At 64.9% G+C, this 15,785-nt stretch carries 20 protein-coding genes; 8 read left to right on the top strand and 12 right to left on the bottom strand.

What is annotated here, in order from left to right; genetic code table 11:
- Positions 1–249 precede the first annotated feature (249 nt).
- A complete protein-coding gene (dxs, locus tag ACKODO_RS01600; RefSeq protein WP_408981710.1) occupies positions 250–2,169 on the bottom strand; it encodes a 1-deoxy-D-xylulose-5-phosphate synthase in 1,920 nt (639 codons plus the stop codon).
- 56 nt (positions 2,170–2,225) lie between these two features.
- Entirely contained in the window at positions 2,226–2,759 is a 534-nt protein-coding gene (locus ACKODO_RS01605; protein ID WP_408981711.1) for a rhodanese-like domain-containing protein, read from the bottom strand.
- A 115-nt stretch (positions 2,760–2,874) separates the two neighbouring features.
- Here ACKODO_RS01605 and ACKODO_RS01610 point away from each other — a divergent pair, with 115 nt between their 5' ends.
- Positions 2,875–3,225, top strand: a complete 351-nt coding sequence (locus tag ACKODO_RS01610; RefSeq protein ID WP_408981712.1) for a carboxymuconolactone decarboxylase family protein — start codon at positions 2,875–2,877, stop codon at positions 3,223–3,225.
- 109 nt (positions 3,226–3,334) lie between these two features.
- Here ACKODO_RS01610 and ACKODO_RS01615 read toward each other — a convergent pair whose 3' ends face one another.
- The 5 genes from ACKODO_RS01615 to ACKODO_RS01635 form a co-directional block, all read right to left on the bottom strand.
- Complete coding sequence (locus ACKODO_RS01615; protein WP_408981713.1) at positions 3,335–3,589, bottom strand: exodeoxyribonuclease VII small subunit; 255 nt, start codon at positions 3,587–3,589, stop codon at positions 3,335–3,337.
- A gap of 263 nt (positions 3,590–3,852) precedes the next feature.
- Positions 3,853–4,836, bottom strand: a complete 984-nt coding sequence (locus tag ACKODO_RS01620) for an NUDIX hydrolase (protein WP_408981714.1) — start codon at positions 4,834–4,836, stop codon at positions 3,853–3,855.
- Complete coding sequence (locus ACKODO_RS01625) at positions 4,837–5,370, bottom strand: tyrosine phosphatase family protein (protein ID WP_408981715.1); 534 nt, start codon at positions 5,368–5,370, stop codon at positions 4,837–4,839. It lies immediately after the preceding gene.
- A gap of 2 nt (positions 5,371–5,372) precedes the next feature.
- On the bottom strand, positions 5,373–6,008 hold the full coding sequence (locus ACKODO_RS01630) for a hydrolase (protein ID WP_408981716.1): 636 nt from the start codon (positions 6,006–6,008) through the stop codon (positions 5,373–5,375).
- A gap of 48 nt (positions 6,009–6,056) precedes the next feature.
- Positions 6,057–6,944 (bottom strand): YgfZ/GcvT domain-containing protein, encoded by an 888-nt coding sequence (locus ACKODO_RS01635; RefSeq protein WP_408981717.1) that lies wholly within the window; start codon positions 6,942–6,944, stop codon positions 6,057–6,059.
- Between the two features lie 77 nt (positions 6,945–7,021).
- Between ACKODO_RS01635 and ACKODO_RS01640 the strand changes: the two genes are divergently transcribed.
- The 4 genes from ACKODO_RS01640 to ACKODO_RS01655 are packed head-to-tail and all read left to right on the top strand — an operon-like array spanning position 7,022 to position 10,339.
- On the top strand, positions 7,022–8,359 hold the full coding sequence (locus tag ACKODO_RS01640) for a dihydroorotase (protein WP_408981718.1): 1,338 nt from the start codon (positions 7,022–7,024) through the stop codon (positions 8,357–8,359).
- Positions 8,360–8,391: 32 nt separating this feature from the next.
- A complete protein-coding gene (locus ACKODO_RS01645; RefSeq protein WP_408981719.1) occupies positions 8,392–9,315 on the top strand; it encodes an alpha/beta hydrolase family esterase in 924 nt (307 codons plus the stop codon).
- 2 nt (positions 9,316–9,317) lie between these two features.
- The gene (locus ACKODO_RS01650) at positions 9,318–10,040 is read left to right on the top strand and encodes an AzlC family ABC transporter permease (RefSeq protein ID WP_408981720.1); all 723 of its coding nucleotides are present in this window, start codon (positions 9,318–9,320) and stop codon (positions 10,038–10,040) included.
- Positions 10,037–10,339 (top strand): AzlD family protein, encoded by a 303-nt coding sequence (locus ACKODO_RS01655; protein ID WP_408981721.1) that lies wholly within the window; start codon positions 10,037–10,039, stop codon positions 10,337–10,339. Before ACKODO_RS01650 ends, ACKODO_RS01655 begins: the two co-directional genes overlap by 4 nt.
- A gap of 62 nt (positions 10,340–10,401) precedes the next feature.
- Here the strand turns inward: ACKODO_RS01655 and ACKODO_RS01660 are convergent, their stop codons facing one another.
- From ACKODO_RS01660 to pdxH, 5 genes are all read right to left on the bottom strand, one after another.
- The gene (locus tag ACKODO_RS01660; RefSeq protein ID WP_408981754.1) at positions 10,402–10,644 is read right to left on the bottom strand and encodes a hypothetical protein; all 243 of its coding nucleotides are present in this window, start codon (positions 10,642–10,644) and stop codon (positions 10,402–10,404) included.
- Between the two features lie 222 nt (positions 10,645–10,866).
- The gene (locus ACKODO_RS01665) at positions 10,867–11,316 is read right to left on the bottom strand and encodes a TIGR02301 family protein (protein ID WP_408981722.1); all 450 of its coding nucleotides are present in this window, start codon (positions 11,314–11,316) and stop codon (positions 10,867–10,869) included.
- Positions 11,313–11,747: an NUDIX hydrolase gene (locus tag ACKODO_RS01670; protein WP_408981723.1), complete on the bottom strand. Its 435-nt coding sequence runs from the start codon at positions 11,745–11,747 to the stop codon at positions 11,313–11,315. The genes ACKODO_RS01665 and ACKODO_RS01670 overlap by 4 nt, the downstream gene beginning before the upstream one ends.
- Entirely contained in the window at positions 11,740–12,501 is a 762-nt protein-coding gene (locus ACKODO_RS01675) for an SDR family NAD(P)-dependent oxidoreductase (RefSeq protein WP_408981724.1), read from the bottom strand. The genes ACKODO_RS01670 and ACKODO_RS01675 overlap by 8 nt, the downstream gene beginning before the upstream one ends.
- Before the next feature lie 20 nt (positions 12,502–12,521).
- A complete protein-coding gene (gene pdxH, locus ACKODO_RS01680; RefSeq protein ID WP_408981725.1) occupies positions 12,522–13,124 on the bottom strand; it encodes a pyridoxamine 5'-phosphate oxidase in 603 nt (200 codons plus the stop codon).
- 51 nt (positions 13,125–13,175) lie between these two features.
- On the opposite strand from pdxH, the gene ACKODO_RS01685 reads away from it, so the two are divergent.
- The 3 genes from ACKODO_RS01685 (at position 13,176) to fabI (ending at position 15,779) form a co-directional block, all read left to right on the top strand.
- The gene (locus tag ACKODO_RS01685; RefSeq protein ID WP_408981726.1) at positions 13,176–13,787 is read left to right on the top strand and encodes a hypothetical protein; all 612 of its coding nucleotides are present in this window, start codon (positions 13,176–13,178) and stop codon (positions 13,785–13,787) included.
- Between the two features lie 94 nt (positions 13,788–13,881).
- Entirely contained in the window at positions 13,882–14,790 is a 909-nt protein-coding gene (locus ACKODO_RS01690) for a DnaJ C-terminal domain-containing protein (protein ID WP_408981727.1), read from the top strand.
- Between the two features lie 152 nt (positions 14,791–14,942).
- Complete coding sequence (fabI, locus tag ACKODO_RS01695) at positions 14,943–15,779, top strand: enoyl-ACP reductase FabI (RefSeq protein WP_408981728.1); 837 nt, start codon at positions 14,943–14,945, stop codon at positions 15,777–15,779.
- Positions 15,780–15,785: the final 6 nt, after the last annotated feature.

Raw genomic sequence — 15,785 nt, forward strand, 5'->3', positions numbered from 1 at the left:
CGAATTGGCGAGCCCGCCCCCCCCGCGAAGGCCGGCACGCTCGACATCGGCGTCTCCCACCCCGCCTCGCCGGCCCGGAGGCGCACCGGGCCGGCTTCTTCAGGCCAGGGAAGCTGGCCTTCCGAGATGCGCCGGCGCGCGCGAAGCTCGCTCCCGGCCGTGATTCCTGAACGCCCGCTTTCCGGACGCCATTTTTGGCCACCGGATTTTTGGCCACCGGATTCTCGGTTAATCGTCGAAGCCGGATCTTCAGGCCCGGGCCGATTGGCGGCTCTGCTGGCGCGCGAGAACCTCGCGCACGGTCTTCACGATGCCCGCCGCATCAAGCCCGGCCTCGGCATATTGCCGCGCGGGTGTGTCATGATCCTGATAGCTGTCCGGAAGGGTCATTGTGCGCACGGCGAGCCCGCCATCGAGCAGCCCCTCTTCGGCGAGGGCGTGCAGCACCATGGCGCCGAAGCCGCCGCGCGAGCCTTCCTCGATGGTGATCAGCACCTCATGGGAGCCGGCGAGCCGGCGGATCAGATCCCTGTCCAGCGGCTTCGCAAAGCGCGCATCAGCCACAGAAGTGGAAAGCCCGAGCTTCTCAAGCTCTTCTGCTGCCTTCAGCGATTCGCCAAGGCGCGTCCCCAGCGAGAGGATCGCGATGCGATTGCCTTCACGGATGATGCGGCCCTTGCCGATGGGCAGGATTTCGCCGCGCTCGGGCATCTCGATGCCCACGCCCTCGCCGCGCGGATAGCGCAGGGCGGTGGGGCCATCATCATAGGCGGCGCAGGTGCGAACCATGTGCACGAGCTCGGCCTCGTCCGCCGCTGCCATCACCACCATGTTCGGCAGACAGCAGAGGTAGGCGAGATCGAAGGCCCCGGCATGGGTTGCGCCATCGGCACCCACGAGCCCCGCGCGATCCATCGCGAAGCGCACCGGCAGGTTCTGCAAGGCGACATCATGCACGAGTTGATCGTAGCCGCGCTGCAGGAAGGTGGAATAGATCGCGCAGAACGGCTTGTAGCCTTCCGTCGCCATGCCCGCAGCGAAAGTCACCGCATGCTGCTCCGCGATGCCGACATCGAAGGTGCGCTGCGGAAAGGCCTGCCCGAAGAGATCGAGGCCCGTGCCGGAGGGCATGGCGGCCGTGATCGCCACGATCTTGTCATCGGCCTCGGCCTCGCGCTTCAGGCTTTCCGCGAAAACCTTGGTATAGCTCGGCGCGTTCGAGGGCGGTTTCGCCTGCTTGCCCGTGATGATGTCGAATTTCTGCACGCCATGATACTTGTCGGCGCTGGCCTCGGCGGGCGCATAGCCCTTGCCCTTCTGCGTCACGACATGGATCAGCACCGGGCCGATATCCTGGTCTCGCACATTGGTCAGCACGGGCAGGAGATGATCGAGATTGTGCCCGTCGATCGGCCCGACATAGTAGAAGCCGAGTTCCTCGAACATCGTCCCGCCGGTCCAGAATCCGCGGCTGAATTCCTCGGTCTTCCGGGCCTTGTCGTAGAAGAATTTCGGCAGTTTCTTCGCAAGCTGCTTCGCCGTTTCGCGCAAGGAGCGATAGGCGCGGCCCGAAACCAGTCGCGCGAGATAGGCTGACATCGCCCCCACGGGCGGGGCGATCGACATGTCGTTGTCGTTGAGGATGACGATCAGACGCGAATGCAGCGCGCCCGCGTTGTTCATGGCCTCATAGGCCATGCCGGCAGACATCGCACCGTCGCCGATCACCGCGATGACATGGTTGTCGCGCCCCCCGAGATCCCGCGCGACCGCCATGCCGAGGCCGGCGGAAATCGAGGTGGAGGAATGCGCCGCGCCAAAGGGGTCGTATTCGCTCTCGCTGCGCCTGGTGAAGCCCGAGAGCCCTCCGCCCTGCCTCAGCGTGCGGATGCGATCACGCCGGCCCGTCAGGATCTTGTGCGGATAGGCCTGGTGGCCCACATCCCAGATCAACCGGTCATCCGGCGTGCTGAACACATAATGCAGCGCGACCGTGAGTTCGACCACGCCCAGCCCCGCGCCGAGATGGCCGCCGGTGACCGAGACGGCATCAATCATTTCCGCCCGCAATTCGTCGGCCACCTGCCGGAGGCCGGCGACCGGCATTCGCCGCAAATCGGCTGGAATTCCAATCTGGTCGAGAAGAGGCGTCGCCGGTCGCTGCGTCATCAGGCGGATATAGCCGGATCAGCAGCAAGGGCAACCGGCAATTGATCCGCAGCATTTCAGCCGGTCGGCGAAGGCGCCCCATTCCGCTGGTTCCAGGGCGCGCGAGCGAGCAGCAAGGCCATGCCGCAGAACCCCGTGAGCCCCGCCACCATCAGCCCGGCGCCAACAAAGGCGGAGAGCGCGATGAAATAGGGGTGCAACAGCAGGCTCAGGATCACGCCGGAAAGAACGAGAAACCCGGCAATCGCCAGGACCTGGCGCTCCAGCGGCAGAACCTGACGGGCACCCTCTGCAATCGCCCCGCCGGCCTGTTTCCAGGCGCCGATGCCACCCGCGAGCGAGTAGACCTCACGGCCTGGACCGGCGAGCCGCTCGCAGGCCATGCCGCTGCGGCGGCCCGAGGCGCAGACGAGCAGCAGCTTTTCGCCCTCGCTTGGCGCGATCTCGACACGATCGAGCATGCCAAGCGGGATCGAACGCGCGCCGACGATATGGGCGGAAGCAAACTCCGCCGGCTCGCGCACATCGACGATCCGGGCCGTGCCGGCTTTCGCCCAGGCAAGGGCGGTGGCGGCGTCGATCTCACGCATGTCCTTCTCCGTTTCTTGCGGCCTGGCTCTTCCAGCATCGGCCTTTACAAATTCGTTTTGTTGAATATGTAGGACCTCATTGCCATTCTGGCAAGAGCATGGGAGCGTCCCGACAATGAAAAACTATCCCGACATCACGCGTGATATCTCGGCTGGCCTGCGCGAACTGCGCAAGGATGTGCCTGACGCGCTGGCCGGTTTCTCGCAACTGACAAAGGAGGCGATGAAGGACGGTGCCCTTGACAAGAAAACGAAGGAATTCATAGCCATGGCCCTGGGCGTGGCGGCCCGCTGCGATGCTTGCCTCGGCTTCCATGCCGAAGCGCTGGTGAAGCTTGGCGCGACTCGGCAGGAACTGGCGGAGGTTCTGGCCGTCGCCGTGCAGATGGGTGGCGGACCTTCGCTGATGTATGCGGCGGATGCGATGACCGCGTTCCTGCAATTCGAGGCGCAGAAGGCGGCGTGAGGATCATGCGCCGGGCAGGGGGATGAATCCGGTCTTGCCCTGCACGCTATTGAACCGCCCGGCGGCCCAAGCGGCCTCGCATGAAAGCATCGGATGATTCGAGGCGCGCTCAGGCATCCAGCGGGGATGTGCCCGATGGCTTGCCATCCGGCCCGAACTGGATCTTCTCGATGCGCATCTCGGCTTCCCGCAGCAGCGTTTCGCATCGCTTCTTCAGGGCTTCGCCGCGCTCATAGAGGCCGATCGATTCCTCGAGGCTGACCTCGCCGCGCTCAAGCTGGCTGACGATGGTTTCGAGCTGGCGCATCGCCTCCTCGAAGGGCATCTGTGCGAGGGCGGCATCAGGGTTCGTGTCTTTGCTCATGGCCGCGAATGTAGGCGAGGGTAAACGGAAGGGGAACCCTGCCGCCTCGGTTTTCCCAAGCGGATGCGTCTAGAGCATTTTCAAGCGAAGTGGGCACCGGTTCGCGCAAAGAAAATGCGAAAAAGCAAAGAGAGAAGCATTTTCAAGCGAAGCATGCCCCCTCGAAGGCGGGGATGGGCACCGGTTCGCGTGAGGAAAATGCGATAATGCAAAGAGAAAGATAGAGCCTTCTCCGAGGTGATCCGATCAGAACGGAAAATGCTTCAGACGCGAGCGCCCACGCGCAAACCGGGAGCCGGGCGCTCCACCAGAACCTCGCGGCGGAAGCGGAAGAGGGCGGCGGGTCGCCCGCCCGTGGTGGTCTGCTCCCCCGTTGCTTCCACGAGGCCAGTCGATTCCACGAGACGACGGAAATTCTGCTTGTGCAGGTGGTTGCCGGAAATCGCCTCGACCTTCTGCTGGAGCGAGGTGAGGGTGAAGCGCTCGGGCAGCAATTCGAAGACCAGCGGGCGATATTTCAGCTTGCCCCTGAGACGGCCCAGGGCGGTCGCGAGAATGCGACGATGGTCGAACTGCATGGTGCGGCCAAGCCGCGGCCGGGCCGCCCACAGCGTTGCCGCCGCACGCCCGTCGCGCCGCGCTTCCTCGAGGAGCCCGGCCTCGTAGAGAAGCTCATAGCGTTCGAGCACCTTTTCCTCGTCGAACAGGCGGCCATCGAGCGCGAAGAGCATGGTTGCGCGGTCAAGCCGTGTCAGACCCCGCTTGCCCATGGGCTCGGCGGGGGTGGCAGCCCATTCGCCGAGTCGCGGTGCGATATCGCGGTCGATGATCGCGGGGCGACCGCCGCGCCAATCTTCCCAGGGGAAAAAGTCGTAGACGCCGTGCAAGGCGCCTGGCGGCACGCGCTCGCCATCCTGCCGCGTCAGCGCGAGATAGCCGATGGAGACGACATGCGGATTCTCGCTCACGGGGGCCGTGGCGAGGCGCTCCTCGGCCTGCCGCCCGCGATCGCCGAAGGTGTAGAGCTGTTCGACATAGCCAAGCGTGAGGCCCGCCTGCTCGCTCGCGAAGGCGCGCAAGCCCAGTTCCAGCGTGCGATGCACCATCGGCTCGAACGGGCCGGAAGGCAGGCCCGGGCTCCCTGCCACGTCGAAGGCGGAGGCATAGACCACGGGCATATCCCGCTCGATCATCAGGATGACGGCAGTGAGGTTGATCTCCAGCGCATTCCCCGCCGCTTGCAACATTCAGTCCACCCGCGGCGCGCTCGGCCCGATTTCGAGACTGAAGGGCACGCCTTCGTAGCAATCCTCGCCGCGACCGATGGCCTCGATGGCGCGGACCATGCGCCCGCCGCGGCCAAGCAACCGATCGCCGAGCCCCACGATGTGGATATTGGGCGTGGCCGTGGGCGAAACCTGCCGCAGGCGCATCGCCCATTCCTCCTCGCTCGTCTCGGGGCGCAGCACGCAGGCAGCGATGAAGGCCGAGGCGGTGGAACGGCTGACCCCCGCATAGCAATGGATGACGAGCGGGTTCTGCCGCTCCCAGCGCCGGATGAAGCCGATGATCTGCGTGACATGCACCTCGTTCGCCATCACCTCGCCCTCGGTGGGCCGCCAGATATCGGCGAAATCGAGCTTCAGATGGCGCGCCTCTTCCACGCCCGCAGGCGTTTCCACCTGCCCGATATTCTTGATGACCGTGAGCACGTCGCGCGCGCCGGTTTCGGCCACGGTGCGATGCAGGCGCTCCAGCGAGCAGACATGGATGCGGGGCATGGTCAGGCTCTCCGGTCAGGGGTGAGTTCGGTGAAGCGCGCGAGGAAACGGCTTTTCGCCTCTTCCGCATGCCACGGGGTGAGCAGGCTGTGGATAGGCGAGGCGAAGCGCGGCGGCACGCCGAAAATCGCGCCCGCTTCCTCATCCGAAAAACCGGCGAGGCGTGTCGCTTCCAGATAGGCCGCCGCCCGATCCGCCTTCTTGGCGAGGTCCTGCGCGATCTTGGTCATGGGCGCGGGCAGGTCGAAGCGGCGCATCACCGCTTCGAGGATGCGCGATTCGGTCTCGCGATAAGCCTCGCCGATGACGGATTTGAAGGGTGAGATGATGTCGCCGATCACATATTCCGCCGCATCATGCAGAAACACCGCGCGCCGCGTGGTCTGCGAGATGGAGGGCGCGAAATGCCCGGCAATCGCATCCACCAGCAAGGAATGCTGCGCGACCGAGTAGATCTGCGTGCCGAGCGTCTGGCCGTTCCAGCGCGCAACGCGCGCAAGTCCATGCGCGATATCCTCGATCTCGATATCGAGCGGAGAGGGATCAAGCAGGTTCAGACGACGGCCCGAAAGCATCCGCTGCCAGGCGCGCGGCGCGGCAGGTTTCGAGGAACGGCGGGGGCTCGCGGATCGGACCATCCTCCGGGTTATCGCGGGGGATGCCCCGCGTTTCAAGGGGCGACCGCCTCAGGGGATACCCGGGATGGCGAAGCGCACGAAACCGGGCTTCTCGAAGACGACCGGCACGCCGCCCGCCGTGAGGCTCTGGCCGGATGCCATCGCCTCTTCCAGGCGGTCGAGCCGCACCCTTGCGATGGCCCGGTCGCCATAGCATTCGCCGATCGTCCCGATCGCCCGGTCGCCGGCCATGACGGAGACGCCCCCGATCACGCCGAACCCATTGGTGAAACGCAGCGGCATGGCGCGCGTGCGCGCCGTTCCGCGATGCTCCATGCGGCTCACGACCTCCTGCCCGATGTAGCAGCCCTTCCGGAAATCGACCCCGGCGAGCTGGTCGAGCAGCACCTCATGCGGGAAGGCGTCGAGGGCAGGATAATCCTTGCCCATTTCCGGCACGCCGAGGCTGACGCGCCGCAGGTGGTAGGCTTCCGGCGAAGCCCTTTCGAAAGGCTGGCCGATGGCGGCGAGCATCGCTTCCGGCCCCACGAGCCGCAACCCCAGATCGGCATGGCGCGGATCGGCGAAGATGTAGACCTCATCGCTTGCGAAATCCGGCGCGTCGAGCAGCACGGCGACCGCCATTCCGGCCGGCGCATGGCCAAGGCTCACCTCGGCACGCAGCTTGTATTGCCCGAGCTTTTCCAGCAGCGCATCGGCGAAACCCGATGCCACATCCAGCAGGAACAGCCCTTCCGCATCGCCTTCCTCGCCGGCATTGGCGACGAGCATCTCGGCGATGATCTTCCCCTGCGGGGTGAGCAGCGCGGCCGGGCGCATCTGGCCGGGTTTCAGCGTCTCGATATTCGCGGTCAGCAGGTTATGGAGGAAATGCGCCGCATCCTTGCCAGCAACGATCAGCAATCTGCGCTCGGGCAACGGGATGAATTGCGACACGCGAGCCTCTCCGGCGCTTGTTTCAACCTTGATCGGCAGATAAGCAACCGGGGTCCGAACCGCAAGGGAGCCTCGCCATGCCGGAAACCTTCGATCTCGTTCTCAAGGGCGGCGAAGTGGTGAACCAGGATGGCAGCGGCCAGCGCGATCTCGCCATCCGCGACGGAAAAATCGCCGGCATCGGCCTGTTCTCGCCGGAGCAGGCCGCCGAGACGATCGACGCCACGGGCCTCACGATTCTCCCCGGCGTGATCGACACGCAGGTGCATTTCCGCGAGCCCGGCCTCACCCACAAGGAAGATCTCGAAACCGGCAGCCGCGCGGCCGTGATGGGCGGGGTGACGGCGGTGTTCGAGATGCCGAATACCAACCCCCTCACCACCTCGGCGGAAACGCTCGCCGCGAAGGTCGCGGCCGGGCATCACCGGATGCATTGCGATTTCGCCTTCTTCGTGGGTGGAACCGCGGAAAACGTGGACGATATTCCCACGCTTGAGCGCCTGCCGGGCGCGGCAGGCATCAAGGTCTTCATCGGCTCCTCCACCGGCAACCTTCTGGTGGAGGACGATCACAATCTCGAGCGCATCCTGAAGAAGCTCTCCCGCCGCGCCTCCTTCCATTGCGAGGATGAACCCCGCCTGCGCGAGCGCATGAACCTCCGCGTGCCGGGCGACCCGTCCTCGCATCCGGTCTGGCGCGACGCGATCACCGCGCTGAAAGCCACGGAACGTCTCGTCACGCTCGCCCGCAAGCATGGCAAGCGCGTGCATGTGCTGCATATCTCGACCGGCGAGGAGATCCGCTACCTCGCGCACCACAAGGATGTCGCGAGCGTGGAGGCGACGCCGCATCATCTCACGCTGGTCGCGCCGGATTGCTACCAGCGGCTCGGCACCTATGCGCAGATGAACCCGCCGGTGCGCGATGCCTCGCATCAGGCGATCATCTGGGAGGGCGTGCGCACCGGCGTGATCGACATCCTCGGCTCCGACCATGCCCCGCACACACACGAAGAGAAGCACCATGCCTATCCCGGTTCGCATTCCGGCATGACGGGCGTGCAGACGCTGGTCTGCACCATGCTCGACCATGTTTCGAAGGGGAAGCTTTCGCTGGAGCGTTTCGTGGACCTCACCTCGGCCGGACCGGCGCGGCTCTTCAACATCGCCGCGAAGGGGCGGATCGCGGAGGGCTACGACGCCGACCTCACAGTGGTCGATCTCAAGCGCCGGGAGACCATCCGCAACAACTGGATCGCCTCGCGCTGCGGCTGGACGCCCTATGACGGCGTGGAGGTGCAGGGCTGGGCCGTCGGCACCCTCATCCGCGGCAGCCGCGTGATGTGGGAGGGCGAACTCGTCACGCCTTCGCAAGGAGAGGCCGTGCGTTTCGGGGACGCGTTGAAAGCGAGATAACGCCCCGCAACGGACTCTGGGAAGGTGATACCATGGTCTTCCGGTTCTTTTTTGTAATGATGGCCGTTTTTGGCGGCGCGTTGCCGGCGGTCGCGGAGGAAACCAGAACAATCCTCCATCAGGGCACTGAACGGCTATACCTCGAATACATCCCCAACGATGGAAAAGTGGGGCCCCGCCCGACGCTGATCGACCTTCACGGTTTGCGGCCGCCTGAATGGAAGAACTCGATCTACCCGCAGCTCAAGGTGATGGCGGATCGCGAAGGTCTGCTCGTTCTCCGGCCGGAGGCCATCAATTTCCGCTGGAATTATGCCCAACCGGAGGCGATGCAGAGCGCCTCGGCGATGATCGGGGATCAAGTGGCGGATGATGTTGGGTTTCTCGTCGCCCTGATCGACGATCGGGTGGCGGTAGGCGCCGCCGATCCGACCCGGGTTTACGTCACCGGAGATTCTCGCGGCGGCTTCATGACCTTCGAACTGATGTGCAGGGCTGCAAACAAAATTGCGGCTGCCGGCCCTTTCATCGGGTCGATGACCGAAAAGCAAATGGAGCAGTGCAAGCCGGAGCGCCCGGTACCGATCATGGCCATCAACGGCACGAGCGATACGAATATCTTCTATGACGGCTGGATCAACAATGGGACGCGCCAAGTCTCTACACCGGAAGTGCTGGAATTCTGGCGCAGACAACATGGCTGTATCGGGCAAAAGGGCGATCGTATTCCCAGACGAGAAGGCAATATGGGGGATCGAACGAGTCTTTGGCTCATCGAGTGGACGGGCTGTCGCCGGGAAGGGGCGGTCAGGCTCTACCGCGTGAATGGCGGCGGGCACACCGTGCCGCAGTTGGAAGCACAGAACGCCGAGAGCGCGATCAAAATGGGCGACCAGAACCACGACATCAGTGCGTTGGAAGAATTCTGGAAATTTGCCTCGAAGTTTCAACGGTAGAAATGCCAGAAAACCCCATCACCTTCATGCGCGCCGGGTTCGGGCGCGGCTTCCGGCGTGGTATAGCCTTCGCGCTGGGGGTGTTCGCCTATGGCATGGCCTTCGGGCTCGTGGCCGATCAGGCGGGGTTTTCGCCCTTGCAGGCCTTCCTGTTCTCGCTTGTCGTTTATTCCGGCTCGGCGCAGATGGCGACGCTCTCGATCCTCGCGGCGGGAACCTCGCTCACGGCCTCCATCCTGTGGTCGGTTGTGGCGCTGATCCTTGTGATGAACGCGCGCTATGTCTTGTTCGGTGCCACGCTCCGGCCCTGGCTGGGGCAGCTTCGGCCGCTGAAAGCCTATTCGACTCTCTACATCCTTGGAGATGGCAACTGGCTGATGTCGCTCAATGCCTATGAGAATGGCGAGCGCGATGCGGGTTTCGTGCTCGGCTCTGGCATGAGCCCCTGTCTGGCCTGGCTCGCAGGCACGGTTGCGGGTTCAGTGCTGGGCGGCTATGCCCCCAATCCGCGCGTGCTTGGGCTTGATTTCATGCTGATCGCCTTCTCCGCCGCGATGATGATCGGCATGTTCAGGCAGAAAAGCGATTGGGGCGTGGTGGCCGTCGCGGTTGTCGCGGCTTTGGGTGTGGCTTGGCTTGGCTCGCCCGCCTGGGCACCGGTGATCGCGGGTATCGCCGGCGGCCTGGTCGCGTGGCTGCGCTTCAGCGAGAGTGAGACGACATGACCAATGTCGAGTTCTCCATCCTGCTGATGGCGATGGCGCTCGCCTCCTATGGTTGTCGCGTCGCCGGCTTCCTCGCGATGCGCTTCGTGAGGATCACGCCGCGTATCGAGGCAGCCCTGCGTGCGACGCCGCTTTCGGTGATGGCGGGCATTGTCGCGGTCGCGGCGATGCGCGGCGGACCCGCGGAATGGGTCGCATCCGCCTCGGTGGTCATTCTCATGAAGCTCACCGGGCAGGACGTGCTATCGGCACTCCTCGGCGTCGGTATCGTGGCGCTCGCGCGCTGGGCGGGGCTCTAGTTTTTCAGGCGCAAGGAATACTCACCGGCGCGGATGCGCCAGGAATGCCTCGACCCGGGCGTTCAGCTCTTCAGGCGCAAGGAATACTCGCCGGCGCGGATGCGCTCGGGCAGACGTTCGGCGAATTTGGAGACTGCATCCTCGCCATAGGTCGCCACCAGTTCAACGAAGGCTGCGAACAGGGCCGCATGGGCGAGGCAATCGCCGTCGATTCCATCATGGCGCCCCTCGGCGAAGGCTTCGTTGATATAGCCATAGGCCGCACGCCGTTGTTCGGCGAAATGCGCGTCACTGGCGGTTCCCATTGGCTTGGCGGTCTGCACGGGCTTATCCGGTCTTTCTGGCAAGCGATCTTGCGAGGCGGCTGCCGCGCAAATCCGGCCGCGACAGGAGGCCTCCCGCCCCGCTCCCGCCACCGTTGGTTTGACCCTAGCGACTCTCCGTTTTGAAAGCGAGAAAGGAGTTGCGAAAACGTTAACGGACTTTCCTGCCTTCTTGTAATTCAAAGGGATAGCCCTGTGGATGGATCAACCGCCATAACGTTGCTCGAGCGTCCGGGCGAGGCGCGATGCTTCGCGCACCAGCATGGAGCGCGCGGCCCGCGCGGCATCCGTGCATTGGCGATAGGTGGTCGAGAAGGTCGAGAAGCCGGCGTTGTAAGCACCCATCAGCCGCTCGCGGTTGCCTTGCGCCGCGCCTTCGCTCTCCACCAGCATCTCCATGCGCTTCTGCCAGGGGTTGGGGCGCTCGTCGGGCCGGCAGAGCGTGGTGAGGAAGGCGAGCGAGCCGAGCGTCTCCGAAAGTTCCAGCATCGGCTTTTCGTATTCGGCGGGCAGCGGCGGCCGGGCCGGTTCCTTGGGTGGCGCGGGGGGTGGCGCTGCGCGGCGCGGCGGCTGCGGCGCAGGCGATTGCTGCTGCGCAGCGGCCGGAAACGCCAGCGCCACGATCAGCAGGACGGTAAGGCCCCTGCGTCTCATGCGGCCTGCCCCGTCCCGCGCGTGATCAGCCGATGCGCCTTGCGCAGGATATCCGGCAGGCCGCGCGTCATCGGCAGGTCACCGGGATCCAGCGGATCGACCCAGAGCAGCGCTTCCGCTTCATGGGAAATCATCGCCTCGCCGCCGGTCCAGTGTCCGGCGAAGGCGCAAATCACCGCATGGGCCAAGAGCGCGCCATCCGGGCCGTGCTCGATATGCTCGACATGATCCACGAAGCCCGCAATCTCGGCCTTCAGGCCCACTTCCTCGTGCAATTCGCGCAGAACCGCTTCCGCCATGCGCTCGCCGGGCTCGATGCGTCCGCCCGGAAGCGAGAAGAGCCCGCGCGCCGGGGCTTTGCCGCGTTGCGCCAGCAGCACCTTCCCATCGCGAAACACCGCGATGGAGGCCGCCAGCACCGGCCTAGACATGCTGCCCGCCATTGATATGCAGTTCCGCGCCCGTCACGTAGGAAGAGGCTTCCGTGCAGAGGAAGTAGATCGCCTTCGCGACCTCCTCCGGCGTGCCAAGCCGACGAAGCGGCAGCGTTTCCACGATCTTCTCCGTGCCCGGCGAAAGGATCGAGGTGTCGATCTCGCCCGGCGAGATCGAGTTCACGCGGATGCCGTAGGGTCCGAAATCGGCGGCCATTTCGCGGGTCAGCGCCGCCAGTGCGGCTTTCGAGGTGGCATAGGCGGCACCGGCGAAGGGGTGGACATGCACGCCGGCGATCGAGGTGACATTCACCACCGCGCCCTTCGTGGCCTTGAGCTCATCGATCAGCCCGCGCGCGAGCATGATGGAGGCGAAAAAATTCACCTGGAACACCTGAATCCAATCGGCCAGCGGGGTCTGGAACGAGCCCATGCGCGCGCCGCCCGGGCCTTTGGGCGAGATGCCTGCATTGTTCACCAGCGCGTGCAGGCGCCCATCCGGCAGGCGAGACTTGATCTCGTTGATGGCGCGCAGGGTGTCTTCGGGGTTCGCAAGGTCAACCTGGATGTGGTCGTCCTGGCCGCCTTCCCAGGGGCAATTCTCGGGGAAGGGCTGGCGCGAGCAGGCCAGCACGCGCCAGCCGGCGGAGTTGAAGCGCTTCACCGTGGCATGGCCGATGCCGCGCGAGGCACCGGTGAGCAGAAGCGTGCGGCGTTCGCCGCCGCTGTTCGAACCGGATCGGTCCATCATCGTTCTGCTCCTTGGAAGGGTTACGGGTAGAGGCGTTCGGTTCTGAAGCCGGTATCCGTGCTTTCGCGCCGGAAGACCAGCCTATCATGCAAGCGGAAAGGCTTGTCCTGCCAGAATTCGATATAGAGCGGCGTCAACCGGAAGCCGGTCCAGTGCGGCGGGCGCGGAACCTCGCCAAGACCGAATCGCAGCGCTTCGCGGGCCACGGCCTTTTCCAGCGCGAACCGGTCCTCCAGCGGGCGCGATTGCTGCGAAGCCCAGGCGCCGATGCGGCTGTCCCGGGCACGGGAGACGAAATAGGCGTCCGCCTCGCCATCGCTGACACGGGCCAGGGGGCCGCGGAAGCGCACCTGCCTTTGCAGGGATTTCCAGTGGAACACCACCGCGGCTTGCGGGTTCTGCGCGATCTCGTTGCCCTTCTGGCTCTCGGTATTGGTGTAGAACACCACACCGGCGGGCGTGATCTCCTTCATCAGCACCATGCGCACATTGGGCAGGGCCTGGGCATCCACGGTCGCGAGCGCCATGGCGTTCGGATCGTTGATCTCCTTGGTCTTTGCCAGCGCAAACCATTCGTTGAACAGCGCGAAAGGCTCCGATGCGGCTTCGAGGTCACTGCTCATTAACGCTTTCCCACTCTAATGGCGACAAACGCGTGTATCGGGAGAAATCGCGTGGAGTCGCGTCCGGTTCGGGCCATTGACGGATACAGGAAGCCGACCGCATCGCGCAATCGCCGTGCGCGCGCCCAGCTTGCCTTTCTGTCTCTCGCGCTCGCGCTTTTGTCCGCCGGGTGCTCGCTCACGATGAACATTCCGGGCTTCGGCGGCGACGAGGAAGAGACCACGGCAGGCATTGCCCCGGCTCATGTCTCCGTTTTTGCAATTCCGCTCGATGAGGAAGACTGGCGGCGAGCCAATGCGGCGCTCTCCCTCGCGGTCGATCCGCAGGGGGCGGGTCTTCCGGTGAACTGGGACAATCCGGCGTCGAACAGGCACGGGCGCTTCGAACCATTGGGCGGCCTCGCTGTTGTCGGCAACACGGTCTGCCGGCCTTTCCGCGCGCTTGTCGTGCAGAAGCAGCATGAAAAAACCGCCTTGCGCGAGGTCGCGCATGAAGGCCAGGCCTGCCGGACCGGCCCTGGCGAATGGGCCATGCGCGATGTGAAGCCACTCGGGCAGGTGGCCGGCGTGAAAGAGGCCGATTTCTCGCTGCCGAAGGCGAGCCCGGCCATGTTTCAGGCCAACCCGGTGGCGGCGCCGCGCGCCGCCCCGCGTCGGGACTGAGCCGCCCACGCGCGTTGCACTATTGCGACAGGCGCGTGCTGACCCCATCTTGAACGGGAATGGTTCAACCCCCAATCTTGATCCCGGGAAGACGATGCCTGATCCCTATCAGACCCTCGGCGTGAAGCGCGATGCCTCGGCGGATGAGATCAAGCGCGCCTATCGCAAGCTCGCGAAAACCTATCACCCCGATCACAATCGCGGCGACGCCAAGGCTGCGACGCGGTTTGCGGAGGTCAACAACGCCTACGAGATCCTCGGCGACGAGACGAAGCGCCGGCAGTTCGATCGCGGCGAGATCGACGCGGACGGCAAGCCACGCGCCTTTTCCGATCTCGGCGGTGGCGGCGGCTTCCCCGGCGGCGGCGCGGGCGGCTTCAAGTTTGATTTCGGCGGCGGACCGGGCGGCAATCCACGCGATATCTTCTCGGATCTGTTCCGCCAGTTCGAGGGTGGCCCGCGTGATCCCTTTGCCGGGCAGGCGAAGGGCTCAGGGCGTCGCGGGCCTCCGCCGGGCGAGGATATCACGGTCGAAACCAGCGTGCCGCTGGAGCGGGTCGCGAGTGGTGGCGCGCATCGCGTGACGATGCCCGATGGCCGCACGCTGGAAATCAACGTGCCGAAGGGCGTGGCCAATGGCGCGACCATGCGCCTGCGCGGGCAGGGTCACCCCTCGCCCTTCGGGGCCGCGAATGGCGACGCGCTGGTGACCATCCGCTTCGCGAAGCATCCCACCTTCGGCATGGAGGGCAACGACCTGCGCGTCTCCGTGCCCGTGCCGATTCGCGATGCAGTCCTTGGCGGCAGCGTGCGTGTGCCGACGCTCACGGGCGAGGTGGAAGTAACCGTGCCAGCCTGGACCAGCGGCGGAAAGACCCTTCGTCTGCGCGGCAAGGGCCTGCCGCGCGGCGAGCAGACGGGCGATCTCCTGGTGACCCTCGAGATCGATCTCGGGCCCCATGATCCCGAGGTTGAGGGCTTTTTCCGAGGGCGGCCGGGCTGAGAATTCCCGTTCCCTCTTTCCGAGCCGCTTGCACCTTCCGCTGGAATGCTTAAAGGGAAGGCGCGCCAACGCGCCGTTTGTCGAAGCCGGGATGTCGCTTCCCTTCCTGACGGACGCGAGGATTGAACAACCGATTTTCAGGGTCAGACACGATGGCACAAGCAAGCGGGGGCGCCGAGAGCAACGGGCTGATGCGCGGCAGGCGCGGCCTCATCATGGGGCTCGCCAATAACCGCTCCATCGCCTGGGGCATTGCAAAGGCCTGCCATGCGGCGGGCGCGGAACTCGCCTTCACCTATCAGGGCGACGCGCTGAAGAAACGCGTGGAGCCCCTGGCGCAGGAACTCGGCGGGATCGTCGCGGGCCATTGCGACGTGACGGATACCGCTTCGATCGACGCGGTCTTCGCCGAAATCGAACGTGCCTGGGGCAGGCTGGATTTCGTTGTCCACGCCATCGCTTTTTCCGACAAGGACGAGTTGACGGGCCGATATGTCGACACATCCGAGGCGAATTTCACGAAATCCATGCTGATCTCGTGCTATTCGCTGACCGCGATCATCCAGCGCGCCGAGAAGCTGATGACCGATGGCGGCTCGATCGTCACGCTCACCTATTATGGCGCCGAGAAGTGGATGCCGCATTACAACGTGATGGGCGTGGCCAAGGCGGCTCTGGAAGCCAGCGTGCGCTATCTCGCGGCTGATCTCGGCCCGCGCAATATCCGCGTCAACGCGATCTCGGCCGGCCCGATCAAGACGCTGGCCGCGAGCGGCATCGGCGATTTCCGCTACATCCTGAAATGGAACGAGTACAACGCGCCGCTGCGCCGAACCGTGACCATCGAGGAAGTGGGTGATAGCGCGCTCTATCTGCTCTCAGATCTTGCACGCGGTGTCACGGGCGAGGTGATGCATGTTGATTCGGGCTATCATGTCGTCGGCATGAAGAACCCGGACGCGCCGGATCTCTCGCTCGACAAGGAATGAGGCCAA

The sequence above is a fragment of the Rhabdaerophilum sp. genome (assembly GCF_046092605.1).
Classification (GTDB): Bacteria; Pseudomonadota; Alphaproteobacteria; order Rhizobiales; family Beijerinckiaceae; genus Rhabdaerophilum.